The organism is Polyangium jinanense (assembly GCF_028435365.1).
Genome location: NZ_JAGTJJ010000127.1, coordinates 1 through 11,232, shown reverse-complemented (window position 1 = coordinate 11,232; position 11,232 = coordinate 1). Strand labels below are relative to the sequence as shown.

Genomic DNA, 11,232 nt, shown 5'->3' with positions numbered 1-11,232 from the left:
GTGGGAAGAACTGCGCATCGCGCAGTTCTTCCCCCTGAGGTCCAGGGCTTGCCCTGGTTCGGGTCGAGGGGCGAACAGCCCCCGCGGGGCCCGGGGCAGCGCCCCGGCGCGGCGGCCCCAAGAAGAGGAGTATCGAACGTTATGGTTTGCCCGCGCAGCGGTCGCGCGCGTCGGGGTCGGGTCGAGCCGCCGTGGTCTGGCACGCCAAGCCGCGCACGAACACGGCTCGGATTTTTCGCACCTTGCGCTTGCTCTCGGATACGTTGGGATCGGAGAGGAGAGAGTAGGGTCGTGAAAAACGGAATTGGGGTTCGTCGTGGGCTGTCACGTTTGGTTGCGGTAGGGCTCGCGTTCGGCGGCCTCTCGTCCGCCCTTCCAGCGCGCGCGCAACAAAACCCCCCGGCGGAGACCCCGCCTGCCGCGCCGGAGCCCGCGGCGAAAAAGACCCCGGCGCCGTACTCGTTGCCCTTCATGCTCCGGCCGGTGACCGCGGGGAACGTGGTTCGTCTCGACACGACGTTCGCGTTCTCGAAGACGAAGACCACGGTCCCGGTGCTTCTGCTCGGGAGCTACAAGATCCTGCCGAACCTCGCCGCCATCGTGCGGCTCGGCATGATCCACAGCGAGACGTCGGGGCCCGAGGGCACGAAGGCCACGTCGTTCATCAACCCCGCGATCGGCGCGCTCTACTCGATTCCGCTCGGCGAGTCGTGGAAGGTGGGCCTGTTCGCCGCCACCACGATCCCCGTGGGCACGGGCGGCGGCGACACGCCCGACATGGCGACCCGCACGGCGAACCTCGACGGCATCTATGCGCGCGCCTCGATGGACAACGCGCTCTTCCAGATCAACTACATGACCCCGATCGTCGGTGCGGGCATCGGGTACATCGCGAACGGGATCACGCTCCAGGCCGAGGTGACGCTCTTGCAGCTCCTCCGCGTGCGCGGCGCCACGCTCGACAAGGATGCGGCCCGGACGAACCTCACCGCGGGCCTGCATTTCGGGTGGTTCGTGATTCCGCAGCTCTCGATCGGCACCGAGCTCCGCTACCAGCTCTGGGTCTCGAACGGGACCATCGAGAAGGGCACCGATCCCACGCGGATCGACAACTGGACGCTCGGCTTCGGGCCCCGCGGGCACTTCAAGCTGAGCGACAAGATGTGGCTACGCCCCGCGGTCTCCTTGACGATGGGGCTCGATCTGCCGACGGGATTCTCGGGCGGCGGCCTCGAGTACAAGATCGTGCAGGTCGACGTGCCGTTCGTCTTTTAGCCCAGGGTCGCGTGCAGCACCTCGCGCGCCACGCCGAGCAAGCGCTGGTAATGCTCGGCCACGGGGCGCAGGCCCGCCATGAAGATCACGAGGCCGCCAGGGCGCATCTCGAGGTGCCCCTGAAAACCCCAGCTCGCGAGCATCGAGCGCAGGCGCGGGGGGAACGCGGCGGCGGCCTCGACAGGCGAGGCGGCGAACGTCGTGACGTGCTGATCCCAGAGTTTGTCGCCGATCTGGACCTTCGGCGGCGGCGCGCTTTCGAGGTAAGCGACGCGCGTCACGAAGTGCTCGCCGACCCGCATGGCCGCGCGGCGCACGAGGTTCGGGTGCGCGGCGTAGGCGAAGATGGTTCGTTCGAGCGGCTCGGTCTCGAGGTCCGGCGCGTACCAGGGTTCGACGAGCACGTACGGGCCGTGAGGTGTCTGTCGCGTGACCGAGTGGAGAAAGTGGCCCGGAGGGGCGATGTTGTCGTGCGGCTCCCACGGGCGGAACCAGCTCTCCCCGGGGAACGGGTTCCACGCGAAGCCATTCGCATACGCCCATGCGCCGATGCGATCCGCGCCCAAGGATCTCAGGTGGCCCGACACGCGGAGAGAGCGTAATCCGGGAGGCTCGGCGACGTAAAGGCCGAAAACGTTGGGCTCGCGGGCCGCGGCCGGAGAGGATATCCTCGACGCGGGACGGCATGACACGGATCGCGCCACGGGCGACGTCACACGCGGGGGATCGCCTGGCCGACGGGATGCGGGTGTTCGCCCTGCCTCCGCCGGAGATCGGGGACGTTCGTTCGGTCGGAAGCACCATGCAGGCCGGGGAGAAGCCGGTGACGCTTTCTCTGCGGGCCCTGCGGACGTCCGTGCTCGTGGCGTTCAGCGCGGTCGCGGTGGGCGTGGTCTCGCTCGTGCCCATCGGGATGCTCGTGTGGCTGCTCCGGCAGCTCGGCGTCGGCGCGCCGCTCACGGAGGCGATCGCCGCGGCGCTGACGGTCGTCGCGGCCGCGGTGGGGGCGTGGTTCGCGGCGCCGATCGCGTGGGAGGTGAATGGCCCGGTCGCGTCGTGCACGTATGTGGGCAAGGACGGGCTCGCGCGCCACACGTGGGGCGATCCGCTGCCGCGCGTGGTGCTCCGTTTCGAGGACGCACGCGCGCTGGTAAAGGTTGTGCGCACCCGCCAAAAAGGCGATTCGAACCGCGTTGAATTCGATCTGCGCTGGATGGGGCGCCGGGGCGCCTTCGTGGCGTTCCGGATCCACGGTGTTTACGAGGGCGAGAGGCCCACGGCCGGGGCGCGGCCGGAGCATCAGGAATATCTGTTCGCCGTGGCGGCCGAGCGCGCCTGGAACGAGTGGCTGCTCCGGAAGGCGCGCGAGGACGTGGAATCCCACGGCGCCCTCGAGATCGGGCGGGACGCGCGGGATCTTTCACGGCGGGCGCGGATTGGGCGCGAATTCATTGAGCTTTTCGATGGCGAGCGCGTGGAGCGATGGAGCGCGATCGAGGTGGATGAGATCCACGTGAAAGGCGGGACGGTCGTGATCCGCCGGATCGATCCGATGCGTGGAAAGCGCTCGATCGAGCGCCGCTACCCGGGGAGCGCACCGGGGGCGATGGATAACGAGAGCTTCTTTCCGCTCGCGCTGCGCGAGATTGCGGGTTTGCCCGTGGAACAGCACGAGTCGGGCCTGGGGGAGGGGCCTCGGGCGTGGTAGACACCGCGTTGGTTCCGTCCTAAACGAGGTCCCCTGCGACGTGCTGCGTCGCCCGTCGACGCCCGACCCATGAAGCTTCACGAACGGCTCGCCGCCCTGGAATCCTCCCCTGTCCCGACCTGGGTGTTCGACCTCGACTTCTTCCGCCAGCGCTGGGCGAACAAGCCCGCCCTCGAGCTCTGGCGCGCGAGCACCCCGGAAGAGCTCTACGCGCGTGATTACTCCGATATGTCGGAGTCGACGCGGACGCGGATGCGCGGGTACATCGACGGTTTCCGCGTGGGCCGGACGGCCGAGGAGGAATGGACGCTGTATCCAAAGGGCGAGCCCGTCACGATGAAGCTCTTCATGACGGGCGTGCCGCTCGACGATGGCCGGACGGGTGTGCTCATCCAGGCGGTCGTGAAGGAGAAGGCGCCGAGCCCGGATCTCGTGCGAAGCATCGAGGCGCTGCGGCACACGTCGGTGATGGTGACGCTGCTCGACATGGAAGGGGAGATTGTCCTGCAAAACCCGGCGGCGCAAAGCGCATTCGGGACCGCCGCGCCATTCCGCGCGCGTTTTCCGGACGATGTGATTCCGGAGGCGCTGCTGTCGGCGACGCGGGCGGGCGAGGTGTTTTCGCTGGAGACGGCCGTGCACACGGCCGTGGGCGAGCGCTGGCACGCGGTCGAGGCGCGCACGCTGCCGGATCCGGCGACGGGCAAGACGGTGATCCTCGTGCACCACACCGACGAGACGGCGCGGCGCGGGGCGGAGCGGCGCGCGGCCGAGGAAGGGCAGCTCGCGGAGCAGCTTCGGGGGACGCTCGCCATCGTGGAGCGGCAGAAGCAGGAGATCCTGGCCCTCTCGGCGCCCGTGCTCGAGGTCTCGTCGCGCACGATCGCGCTGCCGATCATCGGGGTGCTCGATTCCGCGCGCGCACTGGAGATGGAAGGTCGAATCCTGAACGCCGTCTCCGCGCGGGGCGCGGAGACCGTAATCCTGGATTTGACCGGAGCGGACGCGCTCACGGCGGAGACGGCCGAGCAGGTGGCGCGCCTCGGACGTGCGATTCGCCTGCTCGGGGCGCGCCCCATCGCCACGGGCATCACGTCGAAGCTTGCGCGGACGTTGGTCCACGCGAACGTGGATCTCGAGGGGATTCTCTTGCTCCGGAGCTTGCGCGACGGAATCGAGGCGGCGCGGTGCGAGCGGACGTAAAAATGCCCTCCGGGCACGGGGTGCGGGAGGGGGGCTTCTCGACTCACCATGAGCGCATGATATTGGTGGCTGTTCCGTAGGGAGCAGGTTTTCGGTGCGAAGCTCGGAGGCCCGAGCGCGCCGGATGGCCATAGAACCCCGCGGGGGCGCGTCCGGGACATTCTGTCCTGCGAGACGGCCGGGCGTTACTCCGCGAGGGGCGGGGGCAGTCATGAAACGTAACATGCATGGTTTGTTCACGGTTGCGCTGACGCTCGTGCTTGGGGTGGGCTGCGGTGAAGTGCCGGTCTCCGACCCAGGAGAGGCGGAGCCCATCGGGGAAAACGAGGAGGCGCTCACCGATTGCGTCGTCGATGCCGCGAAGGAGCTTTTCATCACGGATCTGTCGGTAATCCAGGACGCGCGGGCGACCGGACTCGGGAAATGGTCGTTCGGCTATGTCGTCCAGGAAATGGCGAAAGGCCACGACCAGCAGGAGTTCATCAAGGGATTCATGGAAACGTGGCTCACGGACCAGGTCGTCGACGGGCTGACGATCAAGGCGCGCGCCCGGATGGAAGAGCTCGTGCTCGGGCCCTGGCGGGCGAAGAGCGCGGACGGCAAGACGTACGATCTCGCCAAGGCGCCGATGTCCCTGCTCGCCATCGTGTACCGGCTCGATTTACGCAAGAAGTTGAACGTCGGCGAGGGCGTGGGCGAGGGGCGCATGGTGTACAACGTGCACGGGCCCGACGGGCGCGCCCTGCCGTTCACCATGATCTTCGAATACAGGCTGCCGTCGAACCGGGGACAGACGCCGGAGAGCTGGGCACGCGAATTCCACGCGCTCGGCGCGCTGCCGTTCGGGCCGGAGTACAACACGAAGCTCGAGGTGCTGACGGAGAAATTCGTGAGCGCGAAGTCGTGGCAAGGGATGCAGCCGGGGAGCGTGCTCAATCAACTGCGCACGAACGAGATTGCCCTGACCTTCGGCGACGCGACGCCCCTGTGGGAGCTGCGGCAATTCCAGATCAACTCCAAAGGGAAACTGCTGCCGGCGAGCGTGGGTCTGACGCCGGACCTGGTCCACAACAATACGACGCTGCTCGCCGATTTCGTTCGTCAGAACGAGCGCAAGATCCTGGACGGAACGCACAAGGTAGGCTCCCGGTTCAAGGGCGAGCCGTTCAACGGCGGATCGTCGCGCGTGCCGACGAACACTTTCACCTGGGAGGTCCCCGGCGCGGCCGAAAACCTCCGCAAGGCGTTCTCGATCGCGACGTGCAATGGTTGCCACGCGGGCGATACGGGGACGAACTTCCTGCACGTGGGCAGGAGCCGCAACGGCCCGGAGACGCGGATCTCGAATTTCATCCTGGAAACCGAGTTCCCGAAACGCGTGGCGGATATGAAGTCGCTCGCCTGCGAATGAGGCTAGAGGCGCGGACGGCGGCGGCGCGCGCCGAGGCTCGCCAGGACGGCGAGTGAGCCGAGGCCGAGCCACCCGGGAATCCGATCATTCGTGCCCGCGGCGCGGCACTGACACGTGACGACGCCGTGGACGGTGCCATTGCCGTCGTCCGTGGTGCCGGGGCCGCCGCCGGGGCCGCTTCCGCCGTCGTTTCCGCTGCCGCCTGTGCCGCCGTTTCCGCCTGCGCCGCCGCTTCCGCCTGCGCCTCCGCTTCCACCGCCGCCGCCCGCGCCGCCGCTTCCGCCTCCGCCTGCGCCGCCACTTCCGCCGACGGCTCCCGCGCACGCCGTGACGTGGGTCGGGCGTTTGTTCTCGCAATCCGTGGGGGAAGCGCAATCGGGCTCGGGCAGATCGGGCGGGCTCGTGCCTCCGCCGATGTCGCCGGGGTTCGGATAGGCCGGCTCGATCGTCTCCCACTGGCTATTGAATTCCATGAACCCGTAGACCTTCTCCTGGTACGGCGCGGCGCCGCCCACGGACGGCTTCCAGACACCGCGGTTCGGGTCGTAGTTCGGGTTGTTCGGATTGTTCACGTACGCCAAACCATTGTAGGCCCACGTGGCCGTGTACCAGTGTTCGACGATCTTGGGCTGGTTGTCGCCGACGCAGTTCGTCGCCTTCCATTTCGCCGCGAGGATGCGGGTGCTCGTGGCGAGGTTGTAGAACGGATCCGAGGCGACACGCTCACGGTCGAAGTCCGGGTTTTCCCCGACGTGCATGCCGCTCGTGACCTGCCCGATTCCATAACCGCAATCGAAGGAGATGATGGTCCGCGATTCGCCGCCGACCTGATCCGCGGGCAGGGTGGGGACGCAGAACTGGCGCCAGCCGGACTCGACCTTCGTGAGGGCCTTGAGCAATTCGCAAGGGAAACGCGCAGAGACGGATTGGTACGGCTCGGGTTTGCCGCAGCCCTGGCCGATGTCGGTGACGGAGGGGCCCTGGTCACCCCAGGCCGCGGGGCCCTGGGAGACGAGGTCGAAGATGACGTTCCATTCGTCGTTCGTCGGGTTCGTCCCGGCCACGGCCTCGATGGCGCAGCCGTGATCGTTCGCGGGGCTCGACGCGGTATACGAAGGGCAATAAGCGGCGGCGCCGCCGCTCGCGGCGAGGAGGGCGAGCGAGGCGGCGGCGGCGAGGGGGTGCTTGGGGCTCAAAGAGCACCTCCGTTCGCGGGGTAAAACCCGGCAATGGCCACGCGGCTCCCGCGAGGCGCGGGGAGGACGGAGGCGACGCCGGCCTCTGTATCGACGAGGAAAGGTACGGCGAGCGAGCTCGGCTGCGTGTGCAAGGCGGCGATCCAGCGGGAATCGGCAGTCGTGGCCGCGACGAGGTCGACGCCGGGGCCGAGGGGGCCGGCGACGCGCGCCTCGGCGTCGAGCGTGGAGAGTCCGCGGCCCGGGGGATTGTAAAGGACACCGCCGCTCGGGAGGACGGCCGGGGCGAGGGTCATGCTCGGGCTCGAAAAGAGGCGGCGCGCATGGCCGGAGGCGAGATCGATCTCGTCGATGACCCAGGTGCGGCTGTCGGTTTCGTGGCGGCCCTGGAAGACGAGCTTTTTACCGCTCGCGTCGATGGAAAAATCGCGGGCGAAGGGCGGTAGGTTTTTCACGATGGGACGCACGGCACCCGTATCGGGATCGACGGCGACGACGTCGGCGTGATCGGGCAGGACACGATAAAGGACGATCTCCTTGCCCGCCGCGCCCGCGAGGAAAAGGAGGTGTCCGTGCTCGGCATGGACGGCGCGGGTTTTTCCGGTGGAAAGGTCGACCTCGTCGACGGTGAGCGGATCGACGCGCAATCCGCCCTCGATTTCGGTGCCGGCGCGGCCGCGGGAGACGAAGATTCGGCCCGCGGAGGTGACGAGGGGGCGGCTCGCGTGGACGACCCGATCGACGAGCGCCTCGGGCGGCGCGTGGGGTCGCAGGCGGAAGAGGGAGGCATGAAAGGAGGCGTCGCGCGAGGGCGTGGTATCGGCCGTCGCGAGCACGTACGGCGTGCCCGGGACGACGGCGGCGCGCACGGCGGCGTCGGGCAGGTGCGCGAACGTGGCGACGGGGGCGGGATCCGCGCCTCCGCCGGCCTGGACGAGATAAAGCGAGGTGTGTTCGGCGCCCGGGAACGTGGCCAGGACGGCCACGCGAGGTCCGCGGACTTCGGGCGGCGCGGCGGCGTGGGCGGCCTTTGTGCCCTGAGGTTCGACGGCAGCGAATGCGAGTGCGACCGCGACGCACGAGGCGCCGAGGCCGAGGAGGAGCTTTCGCGTGAACATGTAGGAAGGGTAATGCCCGGCCGGCACTACGGAAAGTTCGATGCAGGAGAATCCGCGGATCTCGGCTTTTCGGTGCTGGAAGGCAGTGCGACGGGCGCGCATCCGTCCTCACCGGCGGGGCCGAGGCTCGCGCTTCCGACGCGGCGCGACAAGGCCTGGAATCGACCGAAAAAGTGAGATTCGTAGGCCTTGCGTCGAGGATCCTTGGCGAGGGGGATCGGCTCGATGCCGTGAATGCGAAACGGACACACGAAGAGGCGGGGAGGGGCGCCTTTTTCGAGCTCGAGTTTGACGGCGAGGCCCATCTCGGTCCACGGGTGGCCGCTGTGCATGCGCATGAGCAGGTTGCCGAGGCTGTAGACGATGGGCTTTCCGGCGTGGAACGAGACGCCCTGCACGACGTGCGGGTGGTGGCCGAGGAAAGCGTCGGCGCCCGCGTCGATCACGGCCTCGGCGAGGGCGCGTGTGCCGGGAAGTGGGTCTTCGCGGTATTCCTCGCCGCCGTGATAACTGACGAGGATCGCGTCGATGTCGCTCCGTTCGCGGAGGGCCCGCACGGCGCGCACGAGGGCTTCGCGATCGGCTCCGGCGACGTGGGCGCGGCCTGGGTGTCTGGAGAGGACGCCCTGGTTCCAGACGTCGGTGACCGCGAGGAAAGCGAGCCGGAACCCGCGGCGCGTGAGGATCGCGGGCTCGAAGGCCTTTTCGAGGGTCGCGCCCGTGCCCGCGTGGAGGACGGAGACGCGGTCGAGGTGATCGAGGGTCTCCAGCATGGCCGATTTGCCGTAATCCCAGGCGTGGTTGTTCGCCGTGGAGACGACGTCAATCCCGGCGCGCGCGAGGACGTCGGCCGAGGCGGGGGGACCATTGAAGACGAGGTTGTTCTCGGGAGAGACGGTCTCGTTTCCCTGATCGCTGATGGGCCCCTCCAGGTTGACGAACCGGACGTCGGCCGCGCGGAGGAGGTGTTCCATCGGGGCAAACAGGGCGCGATCCGGCTCGCGCAGGAGGATCTGGCCGACGAGGCGCCCGAAGCTCACGTCCCCCGCGGCGAAAACGGTGACGAATGCGGGGGTTTTCGGCGCATCCGGCGCAGCGTCGCCCGCGTCCTCGGCTCGAGGATCCGGGAGCGCGGGCGCGGTCGCCGAGGGCATCGGGGCGGGCGCGAGGTTCGGGGTGCCTTCGCGATCATTCCCACACGCGGCCGCGGCCACGACGAGCGCGAGGGCGAGGGGAGCGGTGATACGGGGCGGAGCCATGCGGAGGATTCCTCCGGGTAGCGCGTCGCCGACCCTAGCGCCACAGGCGCGAGGCGACGAGCCCGAGCTCCGCGAACACGACGAGGGTGGCGCATTGCAAGACGAACCGGCTCGTCGAGGAGTTCGGTTTTCCGCGCACGATTCGATGGAGGAAAGCGATAACTGGCAGGCTCAGAAGGAGGCCCACGAAAAAACCCGTCCAGAGGGGCTCGCAACATTGCGGGCCCGCGCTGCACACGAGGCTCGATCCTTCGCCGTCCGATTCGACGCAGCCGCTCGGCGCGAGGCCGTACACGGCCATGGGGGTGCCGATGAGGCCGAGGAAGGCGAAGACGCAGCCAGCCGTGGCCGCCGCGGACTGGTTGTCGACCGGAGGCGTCTCGCCGCTCGCCCGGATGGGAGGCAAGGACGCGGCGAGGCGGGCGAGGGCGTCGACAATACGCGCGCCGCGCTGCTGATCGGGCGCGGGCTGGGTGAACTCGACGAGGTCGAGCGAGATGTTGCCCGCGGTCGAGTCGTCGATGCGGATCACCGCGCAATTGTCGCCGAGGAGCGAGAGGATCGCGGCGCGGGCGTCGGGGGAGGCGAGGACGGCGCGGACGAGATCATCGTTGAGCAATGTATCAATGAAGACCGCGTCGTCGAACGCGGGATCACCGGTCTGAATTTCGCGATCGACGCCGTCGGCCTTGCCCTGGCGATTCGCCGCAGTCTCCTTGCGGAGCACGAGGTTCATGGGCCGCGGGACGAGGAGCGGCCCCTCGCGGCGGCCATTGCGGTACCCCGCCTGGACGAAGCGCGGCGAGGAGCCCTGCTCCGAGATGGGTGTCTTGACGTCGAGCGAGTCGGTCGATCCCGGGCTGAAGCGGACGTGAATGGTCCGGCCCTCTTGCTTGACGATGACGAACTCGTTCGTGTCGGCAGAGACGCCGGCGAGGGCGCGGAGCTGCTCGACGAGCGTCTTCTGGGAGGGGTCGATCCGGCTCACGAGGTCCGTTGTACAGGCGTCGGGCGAGGGATTTCAACGATGAGCGCCCAGGCGGGCACGTCGAGCCGGCGGCATCGCTCGTGCAAACCGTCGCGCCGGTGTGCAAGACGGTCCCCCCGGGGCCGATGCATTCGTCAGGAAGGGAGAATGACCATGGCCGTGCTCTCGACGTCCGCCTGGGTGCTGCATGATCTCGGCCTCGCGGCCGGCTTCGGTGGTCCGCTGTTCGGCAAGCTCGCGCTGCACCGCGCGGTCCAGGACATCGACTCCGAGCAGGAGCGAGGGCAGGTCCTGCACGACGCATGGAACAGCTACAACATGGTGACCGCGGCGAGCCTGGGCATCGCGGCGCTGACGTGGTTCATCGGTCGCGCGGCGATCTCGGGGCGGTCGATCGACAAGGAGACGCACGGGCTCGTCCTGGCGAAGGACATCCTGCTCGGCGCCGCCGTCCTCACGGGCGCGGCGAACATCCTGAGCGGTCAGGAGCTCGGCAAGCAGGCCCCAGAAGGCGCCGTGCCCGTGCAATCGGGCAACGAGCCGTCAGCCCGGACGCCCGAGAAGGCGAGAGGCCTCATGCGCTTTCTGAGCGTGATGGGTCCGATCAACCTGGCGTGCACAGCGGGCGTCATCGGCATCACGGCGGTTCTAGCAATGAAGTCCGGGCAGTCGACGAAGTGGAGCTTCCTCTCGCGGCTTCTGCCCTGATTTCACCCTTGGGGCCGCCGCGCCGGGGCGCTGCCCCGGGCCCCGCGGGGGCTGTTCGCCCCTCGACCCGAACCAGGGCAAGCCCTGGACTCGAGTTGGAAGAACTGCGCATCGCGCAGTTCTTCCACGGGCCGGTGGCAAGACTACAGACAGCGTTGCCAATCGACACGTCAGCGCGGCGTCTTGGTTTGGCAGGGCCTTCGCTGGTCTTGAATCGGCCTGTTCGATGAACTGCGCATCGCGCAGTTCATCGACCCCGGGTCCAGCCCCTGGCCTGAGCATTGGTCTCATCTCGCGAGCCCATTCTCCCTGAGCACCCGTAGCATCTCTGCTGCGGGTGCCAGTCGTTCGAGCCCGCGGCTGATG

10 protein-coding genes are annotated in these 11,232 nt (G+C 68.4%); 5 read left to right on the top strand and 5 right to left on the bottom strand.

The window, feature by feature from the left end; genetic code table 11:
- Nucleotides 1-291 precede the first annotated feature (291 nt).
- Complete coding sequence (locus KEG57_RS54630) at nt 292-1,275, top strand: hypothetical protein (RefSeq protein ID WP_272460086.1); 984 nt, start codon at nt 292-294, stop codon at nt 1,273-1,275.
- Here the strand turns inward: KEG57_RS54630 and KEG57_RS54625 are convergent.
- Nucleotides 1,272-1,862, bottom strand: coding sequence for a hypothetical protein (locus KEG57_RS54625; protein ID WP_272460085.1), 591 nt, complete (start codon nt 1,860-1,862; stop codon nt 1,272-1,274). The genes KEG57_RS54630 and KEG57_RS54625 overlap by 4 nt on opposite strands.
- 98 nt (nt 1,863-1,960) lie before the next feature.
- Between KEG57_RS54625 and KEG57_RS54620 the strand changes: the two genes are divergently transcribed.
- The 3 genes from KEG57_RS54620 (at nt 1,961) to KEG57_RS54610 (ending at nt 5,597) form a co-directional block, all read left to right on the top strand.
- Nucleotides 1,961-2,983, top strand: coding sequence for a hypothetical protein (locus KEG57_RS54620; protein WP_272429097.1), 1,023 nt, complete (start codon nt 1,961-1,963; stop codon nt 2,981-2,983).
- A gap of 69 nt (nt 2,984-3,052) precedes the next feature.
- Nucleotides 3,053-4,186: an STAS domain-containing protein gene (locus KEG57_RS54615; RefSeq protein WP_272429096.1), complete on the top strand. Its 1,134-nt coding sequence runs from the start codon at nt 3,053-3,055 to the stop codon at nt 4,184-4,186.
- 211 nt (nt 4,187-4,397) lie between these two features.
- Nucleotides 4,398-5,597, top strand: coding sequence for a hypothetical protein (locus KEG57_RS54610; protein ID WP_272429095.1), 1,200 nt, complete (start codon nt 4,398-4,400; stop codon nt 5,595-5,597).
- Between the two features lie 2 nt (nt 5,598-5,599).
- Here KEG57_RS54610 and KEG57_RS54605 read toward each other — a convergent pair whose 3' ends face one another.
- Genes KEG57_RS54605 through KEG57_RS54590 form a run of 4 tightly spaced genes read right to left on the bottom strand, consistent with a single transcriptional unit; the run spans nt 5,600 to nt 10,158 of the window.
- Nucleotides 5,600-6,793: an MYXO-CTERM sorting domain-containing protein gene (locus tag KEG57_RS54605; protein WP_272429093.1), complete on the bottom strand. Its 1,194-nt coding sequence runs from the start codon at nt 6,791-6,793 to the stop codon at nt 5,600-5,602.
- Nucleotides 6,790-7,911, bottom strand: a complete 1,122-nt coding sequence (locus tag KEG57_RS54600; RefSeq protein WP_272429091.1) for a TolB-like translocation protein — start codon at nt 7,909-7,911, stop codon at nt 6,790-6,792. Before KEG57_RS54600 ends, KEG57_RS54605 begins: the two co-directional genes overlap by 4 nt.
- Nucleotides 7,912-7,937: 26 nt before the next feature.
- Nucleotides 7,938-9,170, bottom strand: coding sequence for a CapA family protein (locus KEG57_RS54595; RefSeq protein ID WP_272460084.1), 1,233 nt, complete (start codon nt 9,168-9,170; stop codon nt 7,938-7,940).
- A gap of 34 nt (nt 9,171-9,204) precedes the next feature.
- Entirely contained in the window at nt 9,205-10,158 is a 954-nt protein-coding gene (locus KEG57_RS54590) for a hypothetical protein (protein WP_272460083.1), read from the bottom strand.
- Nucleotides 10,159-10,311: 153 nt separating this feature from the next.
- Between KEG57_RS54590 and KEG57_RS54585 the strand changes: the two genes are divergently transcribed.
- Entirely contained in the window at nt 10,312-10,866 is a 555-nt protein-coding gene (locus tag KEG57_RS54585; protein WP_272460082.1) for a hypothetical protein, read from the top strand.
- Nucleotides 10,867-11,232: the final 366 nt, after the last annotated feature.